Source organism: Hymenobacter baengnokdamensis, assembly GCF_008728635.1.
Classification (GTDB): domain Bacteria; phylum Bacteroidota; class Bacteroidia; order Cytophagales; family Hymenobacteraceae; genus Hymenobacter; species Hymenobacter baengnokdamensis.
The window spans coordinates 2690399-2717199 of the sequence record NZ_CP044285.1 but is presented as its reverse complement, the minus strand read 5'-3'; the positions used below and the strand labels follow the sequence as shown (position 1 = coordinate 2717199).

Annotated in this window: 26 protein-coding genes; 10 read left to right on the top strand and 16 right to left on the bottom strand. The window is 63.3% G+C overall.

The features are described 5' to 3' along the window. Positions 1–167: 167 nt before the first annotated feature. On the bottom strand, positions 168–863 hold the full coding sequence (locus F6X24_RS11585) for an HAD family hydrolase (RefSeq protein ID WP_229725064.1): 696 nt from the start codon (positions 861–863) through the stop codon (positions 168–170). 135 nt (positions 864–998) lie between these two features. On the opposite strand from F6X24_RS11585, the gene F6X24_RS11580 reads away from it, so the two are divergent. After that, positions 999–1625, top strand: coding sequence for a chloramphenicol acetyltransferase (locus F6X24_RS11580; RefSeq protein ID WP_151088147.1), 627 nt, complete (start codon positions 999–1001; stop codon positions 1623–1625). 7 nt (positions 1626–1632) lie between these two features. On the opposite strand, the gene F6X24_RS11575 is transcribed toward F6X24_RS11580, so the two are convergent. Next, the gene (locus F6X24_RS11575) at positions 1633–2430 is read right to left on the bottom strand and encodes a cupin domain-containing protein (RefSeq protein WP_151088146.1); all 798 of its coding nucleotides are present in this window, start codon (positions 2428–2430) and stop codon (positions 1633–1635) included. Between the two features lie 323 nt (positions 2431–2753). Here F6X24_RS11575 and F6X24_RS11570 point away from each other — a divergent pair, with 323 nt between their 5' ends. The 3 genes from F6X24_RS11570 (at position 2754) to F6X24_RS11560 (ending at position 5690) form a co-directional block, all read left to right on the top strand. Beyond that, positions 2754–3623: an aldo/keto reductase gene (locus F6X24_RS11570; RefSeq protein ID WP_151088145.1), complete on the top strand. Its 870-nt coding sequence runs from the start codon at positions 2754–2756 to the stop codon at positions 3621–3623. Positions 3624–3686: 63 nt separating this feature from the next. Next, positions 3687–4496, top strand: coding sequence for a polysaccharide deacetylase family protein (locus F6X24_RS11565; protein WP_151088144.1), 810 nt, complete (start codon positions 3687–3689; stop codon positions 4494–4496). A 93-nt stretch (positions 4497–4589) separates the two neighbouring features. Beyond that, positions 4590–5690, top strand: a complete 1101-nt coding sequence (locus F6X24_RS11560) for an OmpA family protein (protein WP_229725062.1) — start codon at positions 4590–4592, stop codon at positions 5688–5690. Between the two features lie 58 nt (positions 5691–5748). Here the strand turns inward: F6X24_RS11560 and F6X24_RS11555 are convergent, their stop codons facing one another. The 3 genes from F6X24_RS11555 to F6X24_RS11545 all read right to left on the bottom strand — a co-directional run bounded on the left by F6X24_RS11555 (position 5749) and on the right by F6X24_RS11545 (position 8107). Further along, the gene (locus F6X24_RS11555) at positions 5749–7257 is read right to left on the bottom strand and encodes an HTTM domain-containing protein (RefSeq protein ID WP_151088143.1); all 1509 of its coding nucleotides are present in this window, start codon (positions 7255–7257) and stop codon (positions 5749–5751) included. Positions 7258–7340: 83 nt separating this feature from the next. Continuing rightward, positions 7341–7703, bottom strand: a complete 363-nt coding sequence (locus F6X24_RS11550) for a hypothetical protein (RefSeq protein WP_151088142.1) — start codon at positions 7701–7703, stop codon at positions 7341–7343. 47 nt (positions 7704–7750) lie between these two features. Beyond that, entirely contained in the window at positions 7751–8107 is a 357-nt protein-coding gene (locus tag F6X24_RS11545; RefSeq protein WP_151088141.1) for a hypothetical protein, read from the bottom strand. Between the two features lie 209 nt (positions 8108–8316). Between F6X24_RS11545 and F6X24_RS11540 the strand changes: the two genes are divergently transcribed. Further along, positions 8317–8715: a thiol-disulfide oxidoreductase DCC family protein gene (locus tag F6X24_RS11540; RefSeq protein WP_151088140.1), complete on the top strand. Its 399-nt coding sequence runs from the start codon at positions 8317–8319 to the stop codon at positions 8713–8715. Positions 8716–8830: 115 nt separating this feature from the next. Then, entirely contained in the window at positions 8831–9202 is a 372-nt protein-coding gene (locus F6X24_RS11535; RefSeq protein ID WP_151088139.1) for a sugar 3,4-ketoisomerase, read from the top strand. Here the strand turns inward: F6X24_RS11535 and F6X24_RS11530 are convergent. The 3 genes from F6X24_RS11530 to F6X24_RS11520 form a co-directional block, all read right to left on the bottom strand. After that, entirely contained in the window at positions 9152–10048 is an 897-nt protein-coding gene (locus tag F6X24_RS11530; protein ID WP_191906301.1) for a glycosyltransferase family 2 protein, read from the bottom strand. The two genes, F6X24_RS11535 and F6X24_RS11530, sit on opposite strands and share 51 nt — an antisense overlap. 75 nt (positions 10049–10123) lie before the next feature. After that, positions 10124–11368 (bottom strand): MATE family efflux transporter, encoded by a 1245-nt coding sequence (locus F6X24_RS11525; protein ID WP_151088137.1) that lies wholly within the window; start codon positions 11366–11368, stop codon positions 10124–10126. Positions 11369–11493: 125 nt separating this feature from the next. Then, positions 11494–12489 carry a hypothetical protein gene (locus tag F6X24_RS11520; RefSeq protein WP_151088136.1) on the bottom strand — a complete coding sequence of 332 codons (996 nt, stop codon included), beginning with the start codon at positions 12487–12489 and terminating at the stop codon, positions 11494–11496. Between the two features lie 157 nt (positions 12490–12646). Here F6X24_RS11520 and corA point away from each other — a divergent pair, with 157 nt between their 5' ends. Further along, positions 12647–13795 carry a magnesium/cobalt transporter CorA gene (gene corA / locus F6X24_RS11515; protein WP_229725060.1) on the top strand — a complete coding sequence of 383 codons (1149 nt, stop codon included), beginning with the start codon at positions 12647–12649 and terminating at the stop codon, positions 13793–13795. Positions 13796–13888: 93 nt separating this feature from the next. Beyond that, positions 13889–14131 carry a hypothetical protein gene (locus tag F6X24_RS11510; RefSeq protein ID WP_151088134.1) on the top strand — a complete coding sequence of 81 codons (243 nt, stop codon included), beginning with the start codon at positions 13889–13891 and terminating at the stop codon, positions 14129–14131. Between the two features lie 29 nt (positions 14132–14160). On the opposite strand, the gene surE is transcribed toward F6X24_RS11510, so the two are convergent. Next, on the bottom strand, positions 14161–15015 hold the full coding sequence (surE, locus tag F6X24_RS11505; RefSeq protein ID WP_151088133.1) for a 5'/3'-nucleotidase SurE: 855 nt from the start codon (positions 15013–15015) through the stop codon (positions 14161–14163). A gap of 76 nt (positions 15016–15091) precedes the next feature. Between surE and F6X24_RS11500 the strand changes: the two genes are divergently transcribed. After that, complete coding sequence (locus F6X24_RS11500; RefSeq protein ID WP_151088132.1) at positions 15092–16852, top strand: M14 family zinc carboxypeptidase; 1761 nt, start codon at positions 15092–15094, stop codon at positions 16850–16852. 97 nt (positions 16853–16949) lie between these two features. On the opposite strand, the gene F6X24_RS11495 is transcribed toward F6X24_RS11500, so the two are convergent. The 6 genes from F6X24_RS11495 to dnaG all read right to left on the bottom strand — a co-directional run bounded on the left by F6X24_RS11495 (position 16950) and on the right by dnaG (position 25103). Continuing rightward, positions 16950–18173, bottom strand: coding sequence for a bifunctional 3,4-dihydroxy-2-butanone-4-phosphate synthase/GTP cyclohydrolase II (locus F6X24_RS11495; protein WP_151088131.1), 1224 nt, complete (start codon positions 18171–18173; stop codon positions 16950–16952). A gap of 85 nt (positions 18174–18258) precedes the next feature. Beyond that, a complete protein-coding gene (locus F6X24_RS11490; RefSeq protein WP_151088130.1) occupies positions 18259–19446 on the bottom strand; it encodes a glycosyltransferase in 1188 nt (395 codons plus the stop codon). A 4-nt stretch (positions 19447–19450) separates the two neighbouring features. Further along, on the bottom strand, positions 19451–20713 hold the full coding sequence (locus tag F6X24_RS11485) for a glycosyltransferase family 4 protein (RefSeq protein ID WP_151088129.1): 1263 nt from the start codon (positions 20711–20713) through the stop codon (positions 19451–19453). 22 nt (positions 20714–20735) lie between these two features. Continuing rightward, positions 20736–21899 carry a glycosyltransferase family 4 protein gene (locus F6X24_RS11480; RefSeq protein ID WP_151088128.1) on the bottom strand — a complete coding sequence of 388 codons (1164 nt, stop codon included), beginning with the start codon at positions 21897–21899 and terminating at the stop codon, positions 20736–20738. 43 nt (positions 21900–21942) lie between these two features. Beyond that, positions 21943–22962, bottom strand: a complete 1020-nt coding sequence (locus tag F6X24_RS11475; protein ID WP_151088127.1) for a potassium channel family protein — start codon at positions 22960–22962, stop codon at positions 21943–21945. 98 nt (positions 22963–23060) lie between these two features. After that, on the bottom strand, positions 23061–25103 hold the full coding sequence (gene dnaG / locus F6X24_RS11470; protein ID WP_151088126.1) for a DNA primase: 2043 nt from the start codon (positions 25101–25103) through the stop codon (positions 23061–23063). 172 nt (positions 25104–25275) lie between these two features. Here dnaG and F6X24_RS11465 point away from each other — a divergent pair, with 172 nt between their 5' ends. After that, entirely contained in the window at positions 25276–26316 is a 1041-nt protein-coding gene (locus tag F6X24_RS11465; protein ID WP_151088125.1) for an LLM class flavin-dependent oxidoreductase, read from the top strand. A 117-nt stretch (positions 26317–26433) separates the two neighbouring features. Here the strand turns inward: F6X24_RS11465 and F6X24_RS19290 are convergent, their stop codons facing one another. Continuing rightward, positions 26434–26562: a hypothetical protein gene (locus F6X24_RS19290; protein WP_262714498.1), complete on the bottom strand. Its 129-nt coding sequence runs from the start codon at positions 26560–26562 to the stop codon at positions 26434–26436. Positions 26563–26801: the final 239 nt, after the last annotated feature.

The following is a 26801-nucleotide window of genomic DNA, read 5'->3' as shown; positions in this document are numbered from 1 at the left end:
AGCTATCGGCGCGGTTCCGCCTTGCCGCTGGCGCGGCAGTGGAGGCACAGCCTCCGCACGAGAAAAGGCACGAGTTACGGCTTCGCCTAAACTCGCGCCAGTACAAACCATACTTATCGTTAATTATTTTCACTAGTAGCTACTTATAGTATAGCCTTCAAAAGCTATTACGGAAGTAGCGCCAGCACCTCGGCCAGGCTGGCCACTTGCTCAAACTGCACGCCGGCCAGCTCGGCCTCGGGCACGTGCTCGTGAATCCAGTTGGCGTGGTAGGGCACGTGGATGGCGCGGTAGCCGAGGCCAGCCACGGGCACAATGTCGGATTTGAGCGAGTTGCCAATCATCACGAAGCTTTCGGGCGTGGCCCGGTAGCGCCGGAAGAGACGGCGGTAGGTGGCCGGGTCTTTCTCGCTCACAATTTCGACGTGGTCGAACAGCTCGCCGAGGCCCGAGCGGGCCAGCTTGGCTTCCTGGTCAAACAGGTCGCCTTTGGTGAGCAGCATGAGGTGATGGCCGCGCTGGCGCAGGGCCGGCAGCACCTCGGCCACGCCCGGTAGCAGCTCGATGGGGAAGCGCAGCAGCTCCTTGCCCAGGTCAAGAATCTGCTGCATCTCGGTGGCCGTCACGGCGCCGTTGGTTAGCTGAATGGCAGTTTCTATCATCGAGAGCGTCAGGGCTTTGGCCCCGTAGCCGTAGTACTGCATGTTGTGCCGCTGAATGGCGTAGAGCCGGGCATGAAGCGCAGCAGGGTCGCCGCAGCGGGCCAGGATACTGAAAAACGTGGCCTCTACCCGGTCGAAGTGCGGCTGGTTGGGCCAGAGGGTATCGTCGGCGTCGAAGGCAATGAGCAAAGGAATAGGCACGGCTTTTTTCATTCAAAGAACGGCATGCGCAGCCCCGCAAGGCAGTCTGCACGCATTGCGGAGCTCGTGCAACAACTCTGTGACGATGCTGCGCAGGGCGCCGCATGCCGTTCTTTGCAGGTAGAAATAAGCAAAATGAAACACCAAATTGACCTGGCCAGCTGGAACCGGCGCGAGCATTTCGAGTTTTTCTCCCGGTTTGAAGAGCCGTTTTTTGGGCTGGTAGCCACCGTCGACTGCACCCGCGCGCTGGCCGAAGCCAAGCGGCAAAGCATACCCTTTTTTCTATATTATCTGCACCGGGCCTTGCAGGCAGTTAACCAGGTAGAGGCCTTGCGCTACCGCATCGAGGAGGGGCAGGTGTACTGCTACGACCGCATCCATGCCTCGGCTACCATTGGGCGGGCCGACCACACGTTCGGGTTTTCCTTTATCGAGCAGCACCGCGAGCTGGCCGATTTTATACCCGGCGCGCTGGCCGAAATCGCGGCCGTGCAGGCCAGCCAGGGCCTGCGCCTGAGCGACACCACGAGCCGGCCCGACGTGATTCACTTTTCGGCTATTCCGTGGGCGCGCTTCACGGGCCTCACTCACGCCCGCAGCTTCAGCTACCCCGACAGCTGCCCCAAGATTTCGGTGGGCCAGACCTATACCGAAGGCGCGGCTACCCTGATGCCGGTGGCCATCAACGTGCACCACGGCCTGGCCGATGGCTACCACGTGGGGCAGTTTCTGGCCGCGTTTCAGGAGCAGCTGGGCTAGGGCCAGCTTACTTAGGCGGCTTGCTTTCCAGCTCAGCTTTGCTGTGCCACTGGATGGCGAAGTAGCCCACCGGGGCCTGGCTGGTATTGGTAAATGCGTGGGGCACGTTGGCGCGCATTACTATTACGTCGCCGGCCGCGGCCGGGTATGAGGTTTTGTCAATCAGCATCTGGCCGTTGCCCTGGGTCATCAGAATAAGCTCTTCGGCGCGGTGCGTGTGCGGCAGGTGGCTGGCCCGGCCCGGATTGAGCACGGTAGCGTGCACGTCGAAGCGCGGAAACATCGAGGTGGGCCGGTTGAACACCGGCCGGGTTTCGCCCTTCTCGGTTTTGGTGAGCGGCAGGGCCGGCCAGTCGCGCAGCCAGGAGCCGCCCCCGGCCTGGCCCCGCGCCGCATCGACCCCGTCAACCGAAGTGAATTTCAGGCACCAGTAGCGCACCGGCGCGGCGCTGGCATTGCGCAGCGCGGGCTGCTCACCGGCCATTGTCAGCAGCAGCCCGCCGGGGCTCAGGGTTTTGGTAGAGTCGTGCAGCGTTACGGCCAGCTGGCCTTCCTGCACAATCAGCACCTCTTCGGCAGTGGCCGGCCGGGGGCGGCTGGCCTGGCCGGCGGGTAGCAGCACGGTCGTTATTTCCAGCTCTTTCAGGTCGAGGGTGCTGCCTTTCAGCACCTGCTGGGTGGTAAGCGTGCGGCCGGGCTTTGCCGGCGCCGGCGCATGGTACACGGCCGCGGGCAGCGTATCGGAGGGCAGCGCAGCGAGGCTGACCGTAGCCAGCGCAGCCAGGGCCAGGGAGGAGAAATGCATAGCAGCAGGGAAAATTCAGGAATAGGGTAATGCGCCGGCCGGGCCGCCGCTTCCGGCTCGCCTACTGCCAGAAACACGCCTACCCGCAACCAGGGCGCTCATTGGGCAGCAAGTACGGAGATAAATGCGGCTTGTAACGATGCCTTCCGCTTTGGTAGCCAGCAAAAGCTTTGTAAGAAAGCCTTACTTATGCTTGCTAGCCAGCCCGACCGGGGCAAACTTTCCACGGGTCGAAGCGGTAGATATGCCGCTCGCACTACCAGCTTTAACCGAACGGCTTCCGGCCGCCGGGCAGGCTTTTCCACTTTCTCAAGCAGCAGTTCATGACCATTACCATTGCCCCCAACTCGGCCCAGCCGCTCACCGTCAACCGCCTTGGCTATGGCACCATGCGCCTCACCGGGCCGCAGATATGGGGCGAGCCGGCCGACCGCCCGCAGGCGCTCGAAATTCTGAAAACGGCCGTGGCCAGCGGCGTTAATTTTCTCGACACGGCCGATTACTACGGCGACGACGTGACGAACCGCCTGATTTTCGAGGCGCTGCACCCCTACTCCACCGACCTGGTAATCTGCACGAAAGTGGGCGCCACCCGCCGGCCCGATGCCAGCTGGGTGCCTTTCAATACGCCCGCCAACCTGCGCACCAGCATTGAAAACAACTTGCGCACCCTGCGCCAGGAGCAGGTGCAGCTGGTGCATCTGCGGCTGATGGGGCACAGCGCCGTGCCGCTGGAAGAGCAGCTGGGGGCCATGTTTGAGATGCAGAAAGAAGGTAAGATTCAGCACGTAGGCCTGAGCAACGTGAGCCGCGAAGAGCTGGAAACCGGCTTGCGGATGGGCGAAATCGCTACCGTGGAAAACATGTACGGCTACGCCCAGCGCACCACCCTGCACGACGCCCACGGCGAAACCCGGGGCGGCGAAGAAGTGCTGGCGCTGTGCGAGCAGCACGGCATTCCGCTGGTGCCGTTTTTCTCGCTCATCCACGGCCTGCCCAAGTCGGGCGACAAGCTGGCCGAGCTGGCCCGGCAGCGCGGGGTAACCACCGCCCAGCTGAACATTGCCTGGCTGCTGCACAAGTCGCCGGTGCTGTTGCCGATACCGGGCACGTCGTCGCTGGCGCATTTGCGCGAAAACCTGGCCGCGGCCGCTATTCAGCTCACGCCGGAGGATATGGCGTACCTGGGTTAGCGGCTTTTTCGGCTTAAACTTGCGCTGGCCGGCCGCTTGTGCAAAGCCGGCCAGCCTTATCCGATGAAACTTACCCGAACGTTACGCTACGCCGCCGCGCTGCTACTGGGCGGCCCGGCTGCTTATGCCCAGGCGCCCAGCGTGTGGAACAATAAGCAGTGCGCGGTAGTGCTGACCTACGACGATGCCATCGACGTGGACCTCGACAACGTGGTGCCGGCGCTCGACTCGGCCCGGCTGCGGGGTACGTTCTACTTAATTGGCTCTTCGCCGGCGGTGGCGCACCGGCTGGGCGAGTGGCGCCAGGCCGCCCGGCACGGGCACGAGCTGGGCAACCACGCCCTGATGCACCCCTGCGACGGCAGCCTGCCCGGCCGGGGCTTTGTAACGCCCGACAATGACCTGAGCAAGTACACCGTGAGCCGGGCGGTGAGCGAAATCAGGGCCAATAACACCCTGCTGAATGCCATTGACGGAAAAACGGCCCGCACCTTTGCCTACCCCTGCGGCGACCGCCAGATTGGCGGGGTCAACTTCTACGAGCAGCTGCGCCAGGATTTTGTGGCGGCGCGGGGCATCATGCCCGGCCTGCAGACGGCCGCGCAGGTCGACCTGGATAATATTGACTGCTACCTGATTAATGCCCAGTCGGGCGAGTACCTGGTCGACCTGGTGAAGCAGGCCCGGCAGTCGCACACGCTGCTGGTATTTCTGTTTCACGGCGTGGGCGGCGGCCACGGTCTCAACGTGAGCCTGCCGGCGCACCGCCAGCTGCTGCGCTACCTCCAGGCCAATCAGAAAGACATTTGGGTGGCGCCGATGGTGGAAGTAGCCGAGAAGATTAAAGCGGCCCGGCTGCCAGCCGCCAACTAAGCTGCCCGATGTCACCTGGGTCGGCCATGCATAGTAAAAATACTATGTATGGCCGACTTTTTTCGTTATCCTGCCTGATGGTATTTTAGCCCCATGAAACGCAGACTCTGGGGCCAGCTGCTGGCAGTGGTGCTGGCCGCGCCGGCCCACGTATTACAAGCCCAGTCGCTGACCGGCGTATGGCAGGGCGTAGAAACCAAGCCGGGCGAAAAACACTATTGGCCGGCCGTGCTGCGGGTGCAAACCGGCAAAGGCGAAAGCCTGTTCGGGGTGCTGTACCAGGAAGTGGGCGGGCAGCCCGCTATCTCCGTTACGTTTCAGATGGACGGCACCCCCACGCCCGACGGCCTGCAGCTGGAGCACGTGCGCAAGCTGAGTGAAACCGGCCGCTCCCCCTTTTCGGGCTGGTGCGCGGGGGCCATTAGCTTCAGCTACGATGCCACGGAGGAAAAACTCACCGGCCACGCCACTTATCGCCCCATGCTCGACTGCGATACCGGCGAGTTTACCTTTTACCGCATCAAGCTGAAGTCGGCCGCCACGGTACCTGCCGCGGCACTAAGCAGCCTGCGGGTATCGGGGCGCAGCGTACGCTGGTTTGCCGATGCTGAGCTGAAGCATCCGCTGGCTACCGGCAACACCTACCGCACCAGGCTCAGTAAAACCACCACCTTTTACCTCACGCAGGGGTTTTACCCGACCGCCGAAAGCCCGGTGGTGCCCATCACGATTCGGGTTACGGGCAAGGCTGCGGCTCCCCGCCCTTCCTTTAAGCCGGCACCCGTTCCTCCCGCGCCTCCGCGCCCCGACACGGTGCGGCCCCGGCCAGTGGCGTCGGCACCCGTAGCGCCCGCGCCGGTGGTGCTGCCCACCGTATTATTCAAGCTAGCTACGGCCGAGCTGCTGCCCGAATCTGCCCCGGCCCTCGACCAGCTGGCCGCCGGGCTGAAAGCCCGGCCCGCGCTGCGCGTGCGCATAGCCGGGCACACCGACCGCGTGGGCGAGCCGCAAAAAAACCAGCTTTTATCAGAGCAGCGGGCCGCTGCCGTGAAGGATTATCTGGTAAAAGCCGGCGTAGCAGCGGAGCGCATCAGCACCGTTGGCTACGGCGACGCGCGGCCGCTATATCCCTCGCCCGATGCCCGCAACCGCCGCGTAGAAGTGGAGGAAGTGAAGGAGCCCGCCGCAAAATAGCCGCAGGAATACAAGATATTTCTGCCGCTGTAGTAAGCGGACCACCCAACTGGCAACCTTATGGAGCGGGAGCCGGCTCACAGTCGCAGAGCACCTCGTGGGTGGCGGGCGGCACCCGGTAGTCGGGCTGCGACACCTCCTTCATATACACTACCGAGAGGTGGCGCAGGGGCGGGTGGGCGGGGTTTTCGTGCCAGATGCGCAGCAGGTAGTTGCAGTAGTAGCCCCGCATCCAGGCATTATTGACAAATAAATAGTTTTCTGAATATTTTCGCCAGCGGTCGTTCTTGAATAAAGACACCACGGCCGCCGGCTTTACGTAGCTCACGGGCGCGCCGCCACGGTTGAGGTCGAGTACCCGGCCAGTTTGAGTGGTGCCCTCCAGCACGTACCAGCCATCGTCTTTAAAAACCGAGGGCGCAAACATCCCCCAGTGCTGGTCAACGCGAAACAAGTAGCCAAACCAGCGGGTGGGCTCCGACATCCACCGGCCCGCGGGGCCGGCCACGTCATCAAGATTCCACCAGCATACGTAGAAGAACACGCTGAAAACGAAGCCGTCGCGCACTGCCCGCCAGAGCTTTACGCTACCAGGCGACCGGGGCCGCGTGCGCTCGATGCGTAGCTGCCAGGGGCTTTGCCAGGCGGGCAGGCGGGCGTGCCAGCGCCGGGTGCGCTCGGCATGCGGCACCAGGCGCCGGGTAAGCCAGTCGAGCGCCACGGGTGGCAGCAGCCCCAGCACCGATACAATATTAACAATAAAGAATATTCCCACAAACAGCGTGAGGCTGATGCCCAGGTGAAAGCCCACGAGCACACCGATAACAAGCAGCCGCCACCACTTCACCCCAAAGGGAATAAACAAGGCCAGCGGCAGCAGCAGCTCAATATACCAGGTGGCGAAGGTGAGTACGCGCAGCAGGTCGGGGTGCGGGTAGAGCAGGCGCCCGCCCGGCAGCAGCAACTGGTCGAGGCTGAGGGCGTAGTAAAGGGCCGTGCCGTCGCGGGTCCATTCGGGGCCGCTTTTGAGCAGGGCCGTGCACCAGTACACCAGAGCCAGCTGCCCGATGTAGGCCAGGGTAGCGGCGCTGCAATAGGCGTAGCGCTCGGGAGCCGGCTGCGAGCGGGCATCCCGGGACCACACCCGCCCCCAGGGCAGAAAGAAGCCCCAGAACAGCAGCATCCGCAGCAGGTCGTCGCCGCCCTGCCCGATGAGCGGGTTGCGATTTTGCAGCGACACCAGTAATACCCACGAGGCCAGCGTAGCCAGGCGCGTGTGGTAGCCCAGCAGCAGTGCCCCGGCCACTACCGCCGCCAGGCAAAAAAGCACGGCCTGCACCTGCCACAGGCCACTGGCCGCGTGCAGCGAAAATTGGTAGGCCGTCCAGACGTGGTCGAACAGCACTGCCACCGGCAGCACGCCCTTATTAGAATAATGTGCCTCCAGGTCGGTGCTGCGAATGGCCAGGTCGAGCACCAGCAGCGCGGCCGTGCCCATGCGCAACAACGCCAACGCCCGCAAATCGAGTACAAACGGCCGTCGTATTATCTGCCAAAGGCTGTGCATAAGGGCTCAGGTACAAACCAAACAAGGCGAAAAGGTAGCCCCAAACGGGTTTTCCTTTTCGCCTTGTGGCAATCTAAAAAAACTTAGCGCTGGGTTGAGCCGCCGCCAGTCGAGCCTGAGGTGCTGCCCGAGGTACTGCCCGACATGCTGCCGCTACCCGACTTGCTGCCGTGCGAGCGGCCTTTGCCCCGGTGGCCGCCCGAAGAAGAGCTGCCGCTGGTTGAGCCCATACGCGAACCCGACGTCGAGCCCATCGAAGAGCCGGAGGTCGAGCCCGACGTGCTCATACCGCTGCCCGAGGTAGAGCCGGAAGTGCTCATGCCGCTACCCGAAGTAGAGCCGGAAGTCGAGCCAGACGTGCTGCCCCCAGTTTGAGCGCAGGCGGTGCCGGTGGTAAATGCAAATGCGAGCGCGAGGGCGCTACCTACAAGAATGTGCTTTTTCATGGTGGGTAAGAGGAAAAGGTGAAAGGTAAAGAGTTAAAAAAGGTGATTTACTGACCGGTAGAGCCACCAGCGGCTCCGCCCGTGCTACCGCCCCCGGCCGTGGTGCCTGCGCCGCTGGTAGAGCCCGACATGGCCCCACCCGTGCTGCCGCCCGCCGTTGAGCCGCTGCTGCCCGCCGTGCTGCTTCCGGCCGTAGAACCGCTGCCGCTCATGCTGCCAGCCGTAGAGGCCGAAGAGTCGTTGCCCATACTGGTGTCAGCGCCGGTGCCGGTACCGGTACCACTATTGCTGGAAGTGCCGCTGGTGGAGCCACTGCCATCCTTATTATTGCTGCTGCAGCCGCCGAGCAGGGTAAGGCCGAAGACTAATGCTGCCAGCGTGAGTTGAGAGGTGAGTTTAGGCATAAAATGAAGAAAATGAGTGGTACTACAGCCTGCTTATACGGCAAGGTGTTGGGCAGCAACGACGTGAAAAGTGCGTATTTTTTTAGGAAAATTACGTAGCGGTAAATACGTAAACATGCTCTTGCTCAACGACAATAGCTACCCGCCGCAAACCTATAAGCGGCCTCCGCGTTACGCTAGTTGGCTTTGCTCTCTGTTACGCACCCCTGATGGCTACTATTCTTTTCGACGGCGTCTGCAACCTGTGCAACGGCTTTGTGCAGTTCGTTATTCGCCACGACCCGCAGGGCCGCTTCCGCTTTGCCGCCCTGCAAAGCGCCGCTGGCCAGGCCCTGCTGGCCGCGCATGGTGTGGCCGCCAGCGCCCTGACCAGCCCCGAGTCGGTTATCCTGGTAGAAGATAATCAGGTCTACTCACACTCGGCGGCGGTGCTGCGCATTGCCGGGCAGCTGGGATGGCCCTGGCGGCTGGCGGGTGCAGGCTGGCTGCTGCCCGGCGCCTGGCGCGACGGCCTGTACCGCTACGTAGCGCGCCACCGCTACCGCTGGTTTGGCCGCCAGGAAAGCTGCCTGCTCCCGACGCCCGCCTTAAAACAGCGGTTTTTGTAGTTCGTTACCGGCCCGCCGGGCTGACTGGACTTATCAATACCAGCGTAACCATGCCCATACTAAGGGTGGGTAGCCTAAGCGGCCCAGCTTTATCTTTGCCGGCCACTCTTGCTGCATGACGCTTCCTTACCTGCTAACCCTTCCCAGTCACGGCGCAGCCGACAGCGGCCGGCTCACCGTAGCTGAAGACGGCCAGCTTCCTTTTGCCGTGAAGCGCACCTACTGGATAACGGAGGTACCCGCCGGCCGGGTGCGGGGCCGCCACGCGCACCACACCCTCGAGCAATTATTAGTGGCCGTACACGGGCGCATTGACCTCGTGATGCAGGCCGAAGGCGAAGAGCCACTGCGCTTCTGCCTCAGCCAGCCCACCCAGGCCCTTTACCTGCCGCCGCACTGCTGGCCCGAAATCCACTTTGGGCCGGGGGCGGTGCTGCTATGCCTGGCCTCGCAGCCCTACGACCCGGCCGATTATATTCATGAGTAGCCGAAGGGCCTGGCCAGCCGCGGCCCACTGCCGGCGGCGCCCCGCGTGGCCCAGCTCGTAGCGCACCCGCCGGGCCAGCGCGCGTAGCTCGGCCGGCGTGCGGCACAGCGCCAGCGCCTTCTCGCACACCCGCAGCGTGGAGGCCAGGTAAGGGTCGTGGGCGCGGGTTATCTGGGCGCTCATGCTGCGCGGGTGTCGGCGCTTGCGGGTCGTTACGGCATCCTGGTACTGAAAGCGCCAGTCGCGGCTGGCTCGCACCCAGAAGTCGAAGTCTTCGTAGCTCAGGGTTTCGTCGTAGCCCCCCAAAGCCAGCAGCGTAGCCCGGCGCATGAGCATAGTAGGGGTACTGATAAAATAGCGCGTCAGCACGTCCGTAAAAACCCAGCCGCTCGCGGGGTGCGGGTTCAGGCGCCCGGCTCCGGCCGGCCGGTGGTGCAACCCCAGTACCTCGCCGGCTTCGCCGATAAGCTCACAGTTGGAATACACCAGGCCATAATCGGGGGGCAGCTGCCGAAACAGGGCCACCTGCTGGCTCAGGCGCTGGGGCAGCAGCACGTCATCGGTCGCAAAGTCGACCACAAACTCGCCCTGGCTTTGAAAGAAAGCCTGGTTGAAGGCGCGGCAGTTGCCCAGGTTTTCGGGCAGCAGCAGCAAGTGCCAGGCGGGGTTATGCTGCGCATATTCCTGCAGAATGGCTGGGCTGCCATCGGTGCTGCCATTATCTACCAGCCAGACCTCCAGCGCCGCGTAGTCCTGAGCCAGCACCGAATCAAGGGCTTCGCGCAGGTAGGGCGCATGGTTGTGGCACAAGGCGACAACCGTTACGAGCGGCTGAGCGGAAGCCATCGCCGTAACGCTTACCTTATCGGAAACCAATTTACTCTCTGGCTTACCCATTTACATATTACCCATAAGAGAATATTATTTCCAAATGTACCAAGCTCCGCAAGCCACCACGAGCACTCCGTAGCGGGCGGCATGGGCCAGCACCAGCCCGTGCAGCCCAAACCTGGGGAGCAGGCCTGCCAGCAGCGCCACGTAGAGCGCCGCCGAGGCAGCCTGCACAGCCAGGTAAGGCCAGGTGCGGGCACGCGCCAGCAGCTGATATAGAAATACCCAGCTTAAAAACTTGGCCCAATCGCCAAGCAGCTGGGGGGCCAGCAGGTCGCGGGCAGCCAGCAGACGAGGGGCAAACAACAACGACAGCAGTATATCCCGAAAAATGTATATTGCCCCGAGTCCGGCGGCCAGGCTGGTGGCTAGCAGGCCCAGCACTGCCCCCAGGTAGCGGCGGGCCTGCGCCGGCTGAGCCACCAGCGCCGCTAACCGGGGATAAAATACCGTACTAAGCAGCGCCGTGACCACCAGCGTGTAGTTGTCGGACAGCTTCGCAACGGCCTGCCACAGGTCGGTTTGGGCAGGCGCAAAGTGAGCCATCAGCCAGGCGCGCACGGCGTAATCAACGGCCCGGCCAAACAGCAGCGCCCCGGCCGCCATCAGCACAAACCGCAGCAGGCCCCGTTGGGCGCTCGAACTGGGCCACCGCAAGCCCAGGCCCTGTAGCAATCCGGCCCGCCTGGCTGCTCCCAGGGCCAGCGGCAAAGTCAGCGCCTGCCCGACCACATAAGCCAGCAGCACACGCGGCAACGACCAGCCAGCAGCCAGCGCTCCGGCGGCTGCCGCCGTACCAAGCAAGCTTAACGCTACGGACTGGGCCACGTAGGCCCCGCGGCGGCCCGCAGCCAATAAGGCGGTGCTTAGCAGCGCCTGCCCCATCACCAGCAGCATTGCCCCGGTAAATAACCCGACGGGGCCGACTGACCACCGCGGGCCACCAGTAGCCAGCAGCACCGCTCCGGCGGCCAGGCCAACTACCGTCGTCAGGAACAGGGCAGCTCCCAGCCAGGCCCGGTAGCGCCCCGAGCCGGGCCGCAGCGGAGCGAGCCGGGCCGTGGCCCCCACCTGCACCCCGTCGGTGGGTAGGGCTCCAAATAAGGCCATCAGGTTTTGAAACTGGGCGAGCTGAGTGAGGCCGCCGGCTCCTCCGTACAAAGCCACCAGCTTATTAAGTACCAGGGCGCCGACGGCCCGCGCAGCCACGGCTGCGCCCGTACCCAGCGAACCACGCACGAAGCCTTGCCAGATAGCGCGAACAGAGGTAGCCATAAGACAAAGGTCGGAGGCAGGCATTTAGCACAGCTACCAACCACCAGCCAACAGCTGAATAATCAACGCGCTATACAAATGGGCAATACCTGAATTCAATTTACTCATTTGCATAACACGTTACCTTATAACACTTTCTCCCAGCTTAACCTTAATCCCGCTACCCCGCCGAGGTGGCGCTTGAAGCGCAGCAGGGGCTCGTTTGGCCCGGTGGGCAGCGTGGAGGTGCCCAGGTCGACTACCCGCAGCCCGGAGGCACGGGCATAGGTGTGCAGGCTTTCGTTGAGCAGCACAACTGGGCTCAGGTGGTTTTCGGCCCTGGGGCTGGCCGGGTAAAAATTATACAGCACTTCGCTGCTCACCTGGATGGCGATGGTCAGGGCCGCCCAGTCGCCGCCCGGCTTGCGCACCGAAAATAACAGGTGCTGGCCGGGGAAAACCTGAAACAACTCCTGCACCTGGGTCAGGGGCAGCGACAGCGCTACCCCCCGCTCCTGCCGGCAGGCCGCAATGAAGTCGTAGGCCAAGGGCAAAATCAGGGGAGGCTCCTGCTCGGGTACGAGGCCCTGCTGGCGGCAGCGGCGCAGCCGGCGGCGCTCGCTGGGGTGCAGGTGCGCCTCGTAATCGCGGGTAGCATCGAGGTAGTAGTTCTGCTCGGCCAGGGGCACGGTGTAGTGGCGCTGGCGCAGCGCTTCGGCCAGCAGCGCGGCTCCGGCGGGGTCGTAGCAAAACGGGTAGCCGCGTATATGCAGTGTGCGCTGCCCGCGCTGGCGCAGGGCGGCCTCGGCCGTTGTGAGCAGCAGGTGGAGCGCGGCCAGCGGCACCCCGGCCGCCAGCTGCACGGCCCCGAATGGAGCCCGGCCCGGCGAGCTGGCCCGGCCCGGCCCCAAAAAATCGGGCACTATAAATAGCTGCGCCACACTGAGGCCAACGCTTTCATCTTCCAGATAAAAGCTGAGCACCCGGCTTGCTCCCTGCAACGCCTGATGCGCCGGCTCAAGGTACAGAAACGAGGCAAAGGCCAGCGGCCAGCGCGGCCCGGCCGGTGGTTGTCCGGGCGGGGCTTCGGCGGCGTATACGGCCCAGCCAGGCAGGGGCGGCGGGAAACTATCGGTTTTCACAAGGCTATCGGGCAGGGCAAAGTACGGCAGCAGCCGGCAGCAATTCGTTTTTCGGACTGCACCTTGCGGTGCTATTTGCATTTTTGCCCTCGTTTTAATGAATCCTAACGGTTCGACTCCGGCCGCTTCCAACCCTCCGGCTTCTTCCAAGGCCCCTATGGCCCGCACCGCCCCCGGCCCGGCGGCCCCCAGCCGGGAGGCCCGGCGCCAGGCCCTGTACCAGAACGTGGGCCAGCACCCCGGTACGCTGCACGTGCCGCCCGAGTCCCTTAAGCCGCGCCTCTTTCTGATGTCGTACGACGAGAGCGTGCACGAAGAAGCCGAATATACCGACCGCTACGATGAGCTGCTGCACTACCTGAGCGGGCAGCCCGGGCTGAAGCACTGGGTTGACGTGCGCGGCTACGGCGACCTGCCGCTGATGGAGCGCCTCATGACGGATTTTGGCCTGCACCCCCTGCAAATGGAGGATGTGCTCGGCGATTATCAGCGGGCCAAGGTGGAGGTGTTCGACGATAATCGCCTTTTTCTGGTATCGCGCATGACTGAGTTTACGGCCGACCTGACGGTGCACGACGACCAGCTCTCCATCTTTACCGGGCCAAACTACGTGCTTTCGTTTCAGGACGATTACGACGACTGCCTGGAAGTGCTGCGCACCCGCATCCGGGCCAATTTCAGCCAGCTGCGGCGTAAGTCCAGCGGCTACCTGGCCTACGCGCTCACCGATGTAGTGCTCGACCACTACTACCCTACTATGGCGGCCATTGGTGATTATATTGAGGAGCTGGAGCTGAGCATTTTCAACGAGCGGCGCGAGCGGCGCCTGCTCAACCGGATTCTGCGCATCAAGAAAGATGTAGTGCGCTTTCGCCGCCTCGTGTATCCCGAGCGCGATAAAATGTCGGAGATTCTGCGCCTGCCCGATGAAGTAGTACCCGAAGAGCTCAAGGTATTTTACCGCGATGCCTACGACCACGCCATTCAGGCCCTGGACCTGGCCGAGAGCTACCGCGACAACATCTCCTCGCTGGCCGACCTCTTCCTCTCCGACCAGAGCAACCGCATGAATGAGGTAATGAAGGTGCTGACCATCATCAGCTCCATCTTTATTCCGCTCAGCTTTGTGGTGGGCCTCTACGGCATGAACTTTCAGCACGACGATGGCCACGGCCACCTGATGCCCCTGAATATGCCCGAGCTGTATTCGCCCATGGGCTACCCTGTTCTGCTGGTGGTACTTACGCTGATTGTGCTGGGGCAGCTTTATTACTTTTGGCGCAAGGGCTGGCTGAGCAGCGACTAGCCGCGCCCGCGGGCGGGCCAGCGGAGTCAACTACCTGTATTCATGCGGCATTCACTGGTTGCGCGCCAACTTGGAGTACAAACTGAATACTCTATGAAAACGCCGGCGCTCCTGCTAAGTCTGCTGCTGTTGGTGCTGCTGCTGCCACCAGCCGGGCACGGCGCGCACCAACACCCCCACTACCTCACTGGCGGTACCCTGACGCCCAGGCTGCTGCCCGTGCGGGTGCTGCGCACGCCATATGCCGCGCAGCAGCACAAGCTGGTGCGGGCCGTGAAATATGGCAAGCGGAAGGAAAGCCGAAGCGCAGCTCATCCCGAGCACAGCGCAGTATAGCCTACCCTTCGGCCTGCCCTCCCGGTGCCTCACCGGGTGGCGGGGCCGTAATCCTCCCCCGGCACGGGTTGCGGGGGCGCAGCCGCGGCGCTGCTGGCCGGCAACGCGAGCTGCCAGCCCTGCGCCATGGCCGCCAGGCCGACGTAGCTGGTAAGGTCAAACTGGCAGGGCACTACCGACACAAACCCTTCGGCCAGGGCGGCTTCGTCGGTGTCGAGGCCCAGGTCCTGGTTTACGAACTCGCCCAGCAGCCAGTAATAAGGGCGGCGGTAGGGGTCGTGGCGCTGCTCAAAGCTCTCCTGCCACTTGGCGCGGGCCTGGCGCGCCAGCCGGATGCCCTGAATTGGCCCGGCCGAATTTTTGGGAATATTCACATTCAGGGCCGTGCCGGCCGGAATGCCGTGCGCCAGCGCCTGCCGGCACACCTCCAGCACCCAGGGGCCCACGTGCGAAAAGTCGGCGTCGTCGCCGTATTCGCAGAGCGAAAAGCCAATGGCCGGCAGCCCCTCAATGGCCGCCTCAATCGCCGCCGACATGGTGCCCGAATACAGCACGTTCACCGACGAGTTGGAGCCGTGGTTGATACCCGACACGACGAGGTCGGGCCGACGGTCTTTCAATATATAGTGTTTAGCTATTTTTACGCAGTCGGCCGGCGTTCCGGTGCAGGCGTAGGCCTCTACATCGGGGCCGAAAAGGGTAGATTTGTCGAGCCGCAGCGGGTGGCCGATGGTAATGGCATGGCCCATGCCCGACTGCGGGCTGGCCGGAGCCACCACCACTATTTCGGCGGGCAGCTCGCGCATGAGGCGCACCAGGTGCGCAATGCCGGGTGCCGTCAGGCTGTCGTCGTTGGAGATAAGGATGAGGGGGCGGGAAGACATAAGTCAGAAAAGGAAATTTGGCCGGGCCCCGACCCAGGTCAGGGCAGCTCACGGCTGGCAAAGGTACCTTCGCCCTATGTTCCTGGCTTCCCTCCTACTCGCCACCTCGCTCATGACCCCGGCCCCCGCCCCGCGTTTCAGTACGCCCTTCGAGCGCGACCCGCACCACAACACCACCGCTACCTACGCCGAGTGCATCGGCTTTTATAAAGAGCTGGCCGCCACCTACCCGGCTACCATGCAACTGCGCGAGGCCGGCCCCACCGATAGCGGCCAGCCCCTGCACGAGGTTGTGCTCTCGGCCGATGGCACCTTTGAGCCGGCCGCCAGCCGGGCGAAGGGCCGGCCGGTGCTGTTCATCCAGAACGGCATCCACCCCGGCGAGCCCGAGGGCATCGACGCCAGCATGCTGCTGGCCCGCAACCTGTTGCGCGAGAAAAAACTTCAGGCGCTGTTGCAACAGGTAACGGTCGTCATCATCCCGGCCTACAACATCGACGGGATGCTGAACCGCAACTCGACCACCCGCGTGAACCAGAACGGGCCAGCCGAGTACGGCTTCCGGGGCAATGCCCGCCACCTCGACCTGAACCGCGACTTCGTGAAGCAGGATTCGCGCAATGCGCGCTCGTTTGCGGCGCTGTTTCAGAAGTGGCGGCCCGAGATTTTTGTGGACACGCACACGTCTAATGGCGCTGATTACCAGTATACCATTACGCTCATCCCGACCCAGCCCGACAAGCTGGGACCGGTGCTAGGGCCGTATCTGCAAGACAAGCTACTGCCCGCGCTCTACAAAGGCATGAACCAGAAAAAGTGGCCCATGACGCCCTACGTCGACTTTGAGGGCGAAACGCCCGAGAGCGGCCTGCGGGCTTTCCTGGAAAGCCCGCGCTACTCTACCGGCTACGCGGCCTTGTTCAACACCATCGGCTTCATGCCGGAAACACACATGCTGAAAGCGTTCGGGCCTCGCGTGCAGGCTACCTACGACCTGCTGCTCACCTACCTCGAAACCGTGGCCGCCCAGGCGCCCGCGCTGCTCGCCGCCCGCGCTGAGGCCGACCGGGCGCTGGCCGCCCAAACGCAGTTTCCGCTGGCCTGGGCTCTCACCGACACGGCCACCACTACGGTGCAGTTTCGCGGCTATGAGGCCGGCCACAAGCCCAGCGCCGTGAGCGGCAAACCGCGCCTGTATTATGACCGCACCCGGCCCTACGTCCGGCCCGTGAGCTACTACAACACGGCCCGCGCCACGGCTACGGTTACCGCGCCGGCAGCCTATGTCATTCCGGCCGCCTGGGGCGAAGTAGCGGAAAACCTGCGCCGCAACGGCGTAGTGCTGCGCTCACTAGTGCAGCCCCTTACCGGGCCGGCCGAGGTGTACACTATCGGCGATTTTAAAACTACCCCCCGGCCCTACGAGGGCCACTACCTGCACAGCCAGGTGAGGATGCTGACTACCCCGGAGCCTCACGCAACGCTGGCCGCCGGCGACTACCTGGCCGTGCTGGCCGAGCAGGGTCCGGCCGCCCGCTACCTCGTGCAGGCCCTGGAGCCGCAGGCCACCGACTCGTTTTTCGCCTGGGGCTTTTTCGACAGCATCCTGCAGCAGAAAGAGCACTACTCCGACTATGTGTTTGAGGATTTAGCCGCCGATTTTCTAACCAGGAACCCCGCCGTACGCCAGCAGCTCGAAGACGCTAAAAAGACCGATGCTGCCCTGGCTGCCAGCGGTCCGGCGCAGCTGGAGTGGGTGTACCAGCACTCGCCCTATGCCGAGCCCGGCTACCGCCGCTACCCGGTGCTGCGCTGGCTGGGCGCGGTGCCCCGGTAGCCCATATTCCTGCCAAGCCGGTTTACCGGCCAGCAGTAAAAAGCCCCGTGCGCTTCAACAGCGCCGGGGCTTTTATTGTATTAATAATTTGCTATATTTACGCCGCTGTGTCGGGCTTCATAGCTTGCAGGATGTCGTGGCCCATCTTGTCACGCTTGGTGGTTAAGTATGAGTGATTGTGCTTGTTGGGCACGATTTCAATGGGTACGGTTTCGGTTATTTCGAGGCCATAGCCGAGCAGGCCAGTGCGCTTTTTGGGGTTGTTGGTGAGCAGGCGCATCTGCCGGATGCCGAGGTCGCGTAGGATGGCCGCGCCCACGCCGTAGTCGCGCTCATCACCCCGGAAGCCCAGGTCTTCGTTGGCTTGCACGGTATCGCGCCCGGCCTCCTGCAGCTTGTAGGCCTTGAGCTTATTGAGCAACCCGATGCCGCGGCCCTCCTGGTTCATGTAGATGATGGCCCCGCGGCCCTCCCGGTCAATCTGCTGCATGGCCTTGTGCAGCTGGGGGCCGCAGTCGCAGCGGCACGAGCCGAAGATATCGCCGGTGATACACGAGCTGTGCACGCGCACCAGCACCGGCTCCGGGCCGGAAATATCCCCTTTTACCAACGCCAGGTGCTGCACCCCGTTGGAGCGCTGCGTGTAGGCATAGAGGTCGAAGTCGCCAAACTGGGTGGGCATCTTCACCGTGATTTCGCGCTGAATAAGGCTTTCCTGGGCCAGGCGGTATTTGATGAGGTCCTGCACCGAAATCAGCTTCAGCCCCCACTGCTCGGCCACGAGGCGCAGGTCGGGCAGGCGGGCCATCTCCCCGTCTTCCTTTAAAATCTCGACCAGCACGCCGGCCGGCTCAAAGCCCGCCAGGCGCGCCAAATCGACGGCGGCCTCCGTGTGGCCGGCGCGGCGCAGCACCCCTTCCTTGCGGGCTTTAAGCGGAAATATATGGCCGGGCTTGCCCAAATCCTCCGCCTTCGTTGCCGGGTCGATAAGGGCCAGGATGGTCTTGGAGCGGTCGGAAGCCGAGATGCCGGTGGTTACGCCGTTGGTCAGCAAATCGACGCTTACCGTGAAGGGCGTGGCGTGCAGGGCCGTATTGCGGCCCACCATCAGGTCGAGGCCCAGCTCGTCGCAGCGCTCAGCGGTGAGGGGGGCGCACACGAGGCCGCGGCCGTGGGTGGCCATAAAATTGATAACCTCGGGCGTGGCCGAACGGGCCGCGCAGATGAAATCGCCCTCGTTTTCGCGGTCTTCGTCGTCGACAACGATAATGACCTTGCCGGCGCGAATGTCTTCAATGGCCGATTCAATGGTGTCTAGCATGGTATTCTCAAAAAAATCCCCCGCACGTCATGCTTCAGCAAGCGGACGCCCGATGAGGCATAACGTTCTATAAAATTCTAAGTGCTTAACAAGTATCCCGAAACAAGTTCTCAAGCTGGCGCGTGGCCGCGGCCCAGTCGTAGGTTTCGGCTACAAAGGTGCGGCCGGCGGCGGCAAGCCGGGCCGCGGCCGGCTCATCGGCCAGCAAGCTGCTGAGGGCATCGGCCAGGGCCGGCGCACCTTCGGCCACGAGCAGCTGCCGGCCCGGCTCGCCGCGCAAGGCATTGTTGGCCAGTGGGGTAGTTACACAGGGCAGCTGCATGGCCATGGCTTCGAGCAGCTTGTTTTGGAGGCCCGTGCCCACGCGCATCGGCGCTACAAATACCCGCGCCTGGGCGTAGGCGGTGCGAATATCGGGCAGCCAGCCGCTTACTTCCACGCCGGGGCGGCGGGCCAGCGCCTGCACCCTGGGCGCGGGCGTGGTGCCGGCTACCAATAGCCGGGCGCCGGGGTGGCGCTGCTGCACGAGGGGCAAAATGTCATCGGCCAGAAAGCAGGCAGCGTCTACATTAGGATAGTAGCCCATGTTGCCGCAAAAGAGCAGGTCGTGGGTTTTGGCAGCCGGCGGCCGGGGCTGAAAGTAGTCGAGCGCAATGCCATTGGGCACTACCGTAATCTGCTGGTGCTGCGGGTGCCGGATAAGCTGGCGGTCCTGGTCGCTGATAATGGTATGGTGCCGAAACCAGCCAAACGCCTCGGCTTCGTAAGCCGCCAGCCGGCGGGCTTCCAGGGCCAGTGTCGGGCGCTGCCAGGCCGGGGCCGTAGCCAGGCGCCGGGCCACCCCAGCCGAGAATACGTCCATGTAATCGAGGGTCATGGCTACCCGGCCGGCGTGGGGGCGCAGGTATTCGGCCATCCGGATAAGCTGGCAATAGACATGGTCGGGCCGAAAATCAGCCAGCAGCTTATCTACCAGGCGCTGGGCCCCAGCTTCGTAGAAGTAGCCCACCTGCAAAGGCCGCCCGGCGGTAGCCAGAGCCTGGGCCAGCCCCTGGCCCCGCGCCAGCCGGCCCAGCCGGTGCACCTGCAGCCCTCCCCGGCACAGCGGCCGTACGGCCGCCAGCGCGGCAGCGGGTACTACCTCATCGCTGAGGGCCAGCAGGCAGATTGTGTGGCCCTGGGCAGCCAGGTAGCGCAGCTGGTGAAACGCCCGCAGCTTGTCGCCCTTGTCGAGCGGATACGGAAAGCGCGAAAGCAGTACAAGTAGGCGCATAGCGTTACTGCGGCGTAGCAGCCAGGGCGCCGGGCCGCACATGCGGGCCCAGCACCTGGCGGTAGAGGTCGGTCAGGCGCTGCGTTACCTGGCGGGTATCGTATTCGGCGTGGGCCGTGCGGGCGGCTTCGCGGCCGAGCGCCGCCAGCGGCAGCTGGCCGTGGTAGTAGTCGCGCAGCGCCTGCTGCCAGGCGGCGGCGCCATCGCGCAGCAGCATATTTTCGTCGTTGCGCGCTGCAATGCCCTCGGCTCCCAGCGTGGTGCTGAGCACGGGCTTGCCCAGCGCCAGGCCTTCAACCAGCTTTACCCGCATGCCGCCGCCGCTGAGCAGCGGCACCAGCATCAGCTCGTAGCGCTGCATAAAGGCAGCGGCCGACGCCACGAAGCCGTGCACATAGACATTATCCTGCCCCGGCGCCCGCCCGACCAGGGAGGCCGGCGGATGCGAGCCGGCAAGGTGCAGCTCCAGCTCTGGCAGCTCGGCGTGGGCCTGGGGCCATACTTCGCGCAAAAACCAGTCGAGGCCTTCGAGGTTGGGCAGCCAGTTGAGCGAGCCGATGGCGAAGAGCGTACGCGGCTGGGGCGGCGCAGCAGCCGGCTGCCAGCGGCTGAGGTCGAAACTGGCCGGAATAAAGGTAATCGGGGCCTCACACTCCATGCTGCGCAGGCGCTGGGCATCCTGCTCGGTGATGGCCGCTATGGCACTAAAGCGCGGCAGCTCGGCCCGCTCGTACTGCGCCAGCCGGTCAGACAGCTCCTGCAAGTACCATTTTTTTAGTGGATTGCCGGCCCGGGCGGCCAGCATCTGCCAAATTGTATATTCTATATTATGCGCCCGCAGAATGAGCGGCGGCAGGCGTAGCTGAGTGTCGGCAGCGGCCTGGTGCAACAGCCTGCGGTAGGGCGCTACCTGCGTGCCCTCAAACTGGATGATATCGACAGCCTCTTGTCGCAGAATTTCGAGCAGCCGGGCCAGCAAGTCGGGGCTGACAAACCGCTCGATATTATAGGGCTGCCGGCTAAAAAGCAGGTTTTTGAGGGCTGCCAGCGGCCGGATGCGCGTATCCACGTCTACCACTACCAGGCGCACGTTGGGCCCCAGATGGGCCAGCGCATCGGCGGGCTGGTAGTGCTTGGGGGTGTTGGCGGCCAGCACCGTTACCCGGTGCCCGGCCTGGGCCAGTCCGCGGGCCGTTTCGTACATGGCAATCGCCCCGCCATCGTGCGGCGGATACGGAACGCGCGGACAAAGTTGCAGAATGTGCATTAGCGGCAAAGATACGCCGGGCCTACGCTGGCGTGGGCATCGTCTGAATGGCTTGCTGCACGGCCTGCCACAGCACGTTGGCGCTACGGGCCCACGAAAAGCGGGCTGCGTTGGCCAGGCCGGCGGCTTGCAGGCGCGCGCGCAGCGCCGCGTCGCGGCTCAGCTGCGTGAGGGCCGCAGCTATCTCGGCGGGCTGGGCAGGGTCGCAGAGCAGGGCGCTGCCGGGGCCGCCCGCCACCTCGGGCAGCGACGATACCGTGGAGGTAACTACCGGGCAGCCGCTGGCCTGCGCCTCTACCACCGGCAAGCCAAACCCTTCAAAAAAAGGCACATACACGGTAGCCAGCGCGGCGGCATACAAGCCAGCCAGCTCGGGCTCGCCTACCCGGCCCGTGAAGTGCACGGCCGCCTGCACGGCCGGCGGCAGGCTTTTATAAGCCGCGAAAATTGGTCCGGCCCGCCACGCCTCGCGCCCCACAATCAGCAGCTTGGTGGGGTCGCTTTGCCCGGCCTGCGCCTTAAATAGCGCAAACGCCCGCAGGAGGTTGCCCAGGTTTTTACGCTGGTGCAGCGCTCCCACAAACAAAAAATACGGCTGCCCCTGGCTAAACCTGTCCCGCACCGCTCCCTGCGCTTGGGCCGACTGCGGCTGAAAATGCGCGGCCGGGGCGTTGTAAGCTACTTTAATGCCACTGGCTGCTACGCCATACTGCCGCGCAACATCCTCCCGCGTGGCTTCCGACACGGCCACCAGCTGCTCCACGGCGCGGGCAAAGCGCGGAATAAAGTAAGCGTAGTAGCGCCGTATCAGGGCGTGCATGTCGGCGGGCCGATGAATGTAGGCCAGGTCGTGAAGCACCATTACGCGGGGCACGCTGGTACCCAGCACCGTAAAGCCCTCGGGCGAGAGCAGCGCCGCCGGGCGGTGCTGCCGCAGCCACCAAGCCACCGCGCCTTCGTACCAGGCTATCATCAGGAGCGGGTGCCGCGCCGGGGGGTGCAGCACGTGCGGCACTACATTGGGCCCAAACAGATAGGCCGGGTCATAGGCCCGGTCAAAAAGAAAGTGAAACGTGCACTCAGGCTGCTGCTGCACCAGCTGCCGCAGGGTTTCGGCCGTGAAGCGGCCCAGGCCCTCGAGCTGGCCGCCGGGCAATAAAAAACGGGTGGTAACGGCTATCTGCATTCCTACTAACTCATGGTTTTGCCGCAGCGGCCACTGGCTCAGGTTACTTAAACTGCCGATGCACCGCCTGAATCTGGGTTTCGTTGCCGAGCACCAGCAGTACGTCGCCAGCCACGGGGCGGTAGTCGGCGGCGGGGCTTACTTCCAGCTCGCCGCTTTCGCCCCGGCGCAGGGCAATCACGGTGGCTCCGCTGCGCGAGCGCACGTCGAGCTCCCGGATGCTCTGCCCGCGCAGGCTGGGCTTAAGCTCGCCAAACGACAGCTCTTCGAGGCGCAGCTTGTTGGGGTCGAGGCCCGAAATCATGTCCAGAAAGCGAATTACTTCGGGCCGGATGACGAGGTTGGCCATGTGGGAGCCACCGATTTCATCGGGCATCACCACCGAGTTGGCGCCGGCCGAAATGAGCTTGCTGACGCTGCTGCGGGCGCTGGCGCGGGCAATAATGAGCACGTTGGGGTTCAGCTCGCGGGCGGTGAGCGCCACAAACACATTATCGGCATCTTTGGGCAGGGCCGTGATGAGGGCCCGTGCGTGCTCAATGCCAGCCTGGCGCAGCGCGCCCTCGGTGGTGGCATCGCCAAACACGGCCGGAATGTGGTGGCCGATGGCGTTGTTGGCCGCCGTCAGCAGCTCCTGGCTTTGCTCTACTACCACGGCGCGGGTGCCGCTGTGACGCAGCTCGTCGTAGGCCTTATACCCGTTGCGCCCGAAGCCGCAGACAATGACGTGGTCGCGAAAGCTCTTGATTTCCTGGTCGGTGCGAATCATGCGAAAAAGGTGGCGCAGCTCGCCATCAAAAATGTAGGTAGTGAGCACCGACACGAGGTAGGCCACTATCAACAAGTTAAATAATATATAAAAAGAGGTGAATAACCGACCAATATCGGACAGCGGATGCACCTCCCCGAAGCCCACCGTGGAGGCGGTTATCACCGTCATGTAAAAGGCGTCGATAAAGCGGTAGTGCTCCAGCGTCATGAAGCCCGCCACGCCCACTACAAAGCTGAGGACCAGCAGGCCCAAGGCCAGCCACAGGCGTGAAAGGTCGAGTTGTTTAAGCATTAAGCAGTCGGGCTGAGGAAGGCAGCAGCTTGTCAGGGTTGTGAAAAATGATTCTTTCACCTGACAAGATGCTGCCTTCTGTCAGTACACAAATGAGTTTAGGCCCCGCGCGCTACTACCGTGCCAAGCATCTGGGCCAGCTGGTTGTCGAGCTTGGTGAGCTCATTATACCGCAGCAGAGCGTTAAGCTGGTCATTGTCATCGAGGCGGGTGTCGTTGAGTTGGGCCAGGCACTGCTGCCGCTCGCGCTGCACGTGGCACTTGTTGAGGCGCAGAATGGCATTATCGCAAGCCAGCTGAATTAAGTTGAGCTCGGTGGGCACGTAAATATCCTTGATGCGCCAGTTGGGGCTCAGGTCGTAGCGCTCGGTCGCAAAATCGGCCAGCAGGCTCCGGATGGCGGCGTCGGGGTGGTGGGCCAGCAGGCGCAAATCGGGTAGCTGGCCCTGCAGAAAGGCCTCCCGGCACTCGCTCCAGAGCTGCGCGTAGAGCGGCGTACGCAGCGGCGTGCCGTCGAGCTGGCTCAGTAAATAATGCGCCACCGTTACCTCGGGCTGCACCTCGTGCGGGCCGTAGAGCACCAGTAGCCGCAGCACGGCCTGCTCGCACTGCATGAGCACATCGAGCGGCTGGCCCAGGTCGCTGGCGTCGGCAGCGCTACTGCTAAGGCTGCCGGCCATTGCCTCCGAGCCGCCCGACACGCCATACATGGCTTCTTCGGCTTCTTCTTCGGGCGTGAGCGCCCGGCGCGGGGCGGCGGTTGGGGCGGGCGGCACGGCGGGCGGCTGCGAGCCGCCCCTACCTTCGGGCCGGGTCTTCAGCAGCTTATTGTATTCGGTGATAATGACCTGTTCCTCAAAGCCGAACACGCTGGCCGTCTGCTGCAAAAACACCTGGCGCTTGAGGCCGTCGGGCACCTTGGCAATGCTTTGGAGCACCTCCCGAATGGCCTCGGCCTTCTTCACCGGGTCGTGGCTGGCCTCGCGGGCTACGAGCGTGGTTTTGAAGGCGATAAAATCCTGGCTTTGCAGCTCGATGTATTCCGTAAAGCGCTGGTCGCCCACCTTGCGGATGTAGCTGTCGGGGTCGTCGCCGTCGGGAAAGAGCACTACGCGCACGTTCAGGCCACCCTCGAGCAGCAGGTCGATGCCGCGCAGACTGGCCTTGATACCGGCCGCATCGCCGTCGTAGAGCACCGTCACATTGTCGGTGTAGCGCTTGATGAGGCGAATCTGGCCTTCCGTGAGCGAAGTGCCCGACGAGGCCACCACGTTCCGGATACCGCCCTGGTGCAAACTCAGCACGTCGAGGTAGCCCTCCACGAGGTAGCACAGCTCCTGATTGCGAATGGGCTGCCGGGCCTGGTAGAGCCCGTAAAGAATATCTGATTTATGATATATTTCCGACTCGGGCGAGTTGAGGTACTTCGCCATCTTGTCGTCGCGCTTCAGCGTGCGGGCCCCGAAGCCCACCACGCGGCCGCTCACGTTGTGAATCGGAAACATCACGCGGCCCCGGAAGCGGTCGTAGCGCCGGCCGGTGTCGTGGCCCTGGTCGTCTTCGCGCCTGATGACGAGGCCGGTTTTTTCGAGATATTTCTGCTCGTAGCCGGCCGCCGTGGCGCTTTTAAGCAGGTCGTCCCACTGGTCGAGCGAGTAGCCCAGCTCGAAGGTCTGGATGGTAGTCAGGTTCAGCCCCCGCTCCTTGAGGTAGCCGTAGCCGATGCTCATGCCTTCCTCCGTATTTTGCAGCAGGCGATGATAATGGTCTTTCGCCCAGTTGGATACGATATACTGCGAGTCGCGCTCGTTCTGGGCCAGCTGCTCTTCGGGGGTGCGCTCCTCTTCTTCGGGCACGGCCACGCCGTACTTTTTGGCCAGCGCCTGCAGGGCTTCGGGGTAGCTGCTGCCCTCCACGTCCATCACGAACTGGATAATGCCGCCGGCCTTGCCGCAGCCAAAGCACTTATAGAGGCCCTTGCTCGGATTTACGGAAAACGAGGGTGATTTTTCGTTGTGAAACGGGCAGCAGGCCCAGTAGTTCTGGCCCTGGCGCTTGAGCTGCACGTAGTCGCCCACCACCTCCAGAATATCGGCGGTGTGGATAATCTGGTCAACGGTTTCTTTAGGGATGCGGGCCACGGGTTGGAGTTAGAGCTTCAAATTTACACCCGTACCGGAGCGAAGCGGTGACCAGTCGGCCCTAAACTGGCGCGAGCGGACTACGCCGCCTCAAACTCGGGCCAGTTTAGGGCCAGTCAACTTTTAGTGGGTAGCATTGGTTAAATCCATTCCTATCCTTTGTGCATTACTAATGGCAGATTCTCTTAAGCAAGTAGCTTTCTCCGTGTTGGATTTGGCCCCCATCCTGGCCGGCGCTACGCCTACCGATACCTTTCGCAATACCCTGCACCTGGCGCAGGCCGTCGAAAAGCTGGGCTACACCCGCTTCTGGCTTTCCGAGCACCACAACATGGCCAGCGTAGCCAGCTCTTCGCCGGTGGTGCTGATTGGCTACGTCGCGGGCGGCACTACCACGCTGCGCGTAGGCTCGGGCGGCATTATGCTGCCCAACCACGCCCCGCTGGTGGTGGCCGAGCAAATGGGCACGCTGGCCACGCTCTACCCCGGCCGTATCGACCTGGGCCTGGGCCGCGCGCCCGGCTCCGACCAGCGTACGGCCCAGGCCATCAGGGGCAGCCGGATGGGCGGGGCGCAGGATTTTCCGCACGACATTCAGCAGCTGCAAGCTTATTTCTCGGCCAGCAATAGCAGCAGCGCGGTGCGCGCCATTCCGGGCGAGGGGCTGGATATTCCGATTTATATCCTCGGCTCCAGTACCGATAGCGCTTACCTGGCGGCTGCGCTGGGTTTGCCCTACGCCTTCGCCAGCCACTTCGCCCCGGCCCAGCTGCTGCCGGCGCTGGAGATTTACCGCCAGAACTTCCGGCCCTCGGCCGCCCTGGCCCAGCCCTACGTCATTGCCTGCGTAAACGTGATTGCGGCCGATACTGACGAGCGGGCCGCTTACCTCTCCACCTCGCTCCAGCAGTTTATGCAGAGCGTCGTCACGGGCCGGCCGGCCCCGTTGCCGCCGCCCGTCGAGTCGATGCGCCCGCTGTGGGTGCCCGGCGGCCAGCAGGCCGTGCAGCAGATGCTGGCCTATTCTTTCGTGGGCAGCCAGGCTACCATTCAGCAGGATTTGCAGGAGTTTATCGCCCAAACCCAGGTCGATGAGCTGATGGCCACGACCAACATCTTCGACCAGCAGGCGCGCATTCACTCGTATCAGCTGCTGGCCGGGGCGCTGCAAGCGCTGGCCCCGCAGCCGGCCGGCGAGCTGGCTTTGCGCTAGCCCTGGCGAAGCCGGGCATTTTGCCAAAAAACTTGCATCTTTGCGCAACTCCCGGCGGCTGAACTTAGTTAGCAGCCCAAGCAGGAAGGGCGCGAACCCTCCCTGCCGGCTAATCGGTTACTGGTGCAGCAGCACGTACATGCTGCCGGCTACCAGCACCCAGCGACCAAGTTGCAACAGCAGCTTAGTCGGGAGCCTGACGAAGATTATGCTATAATACTCGTCGCTGTTTGGTTTTTTCTCCATAGACTTCGAATCTTAATGGGGAGAAAGAATCACCCACTTCGAAGCCCGTGGCTGCAACCACGGGCTTCGCCTTTTTCTAGCCGAAGCTATCGAAAGACACCGTGGTTGGCGGGAGACTACCCTGCCAGTATCGCAAAGCTAGCACTATAGCGCTACCTCCGTGCGTTCGGACGCCTAGCAGCCGGACGGTACTACGGGCGGACTCGCAGAATCCACGCTACCGGGTTTCGTACCTTTGC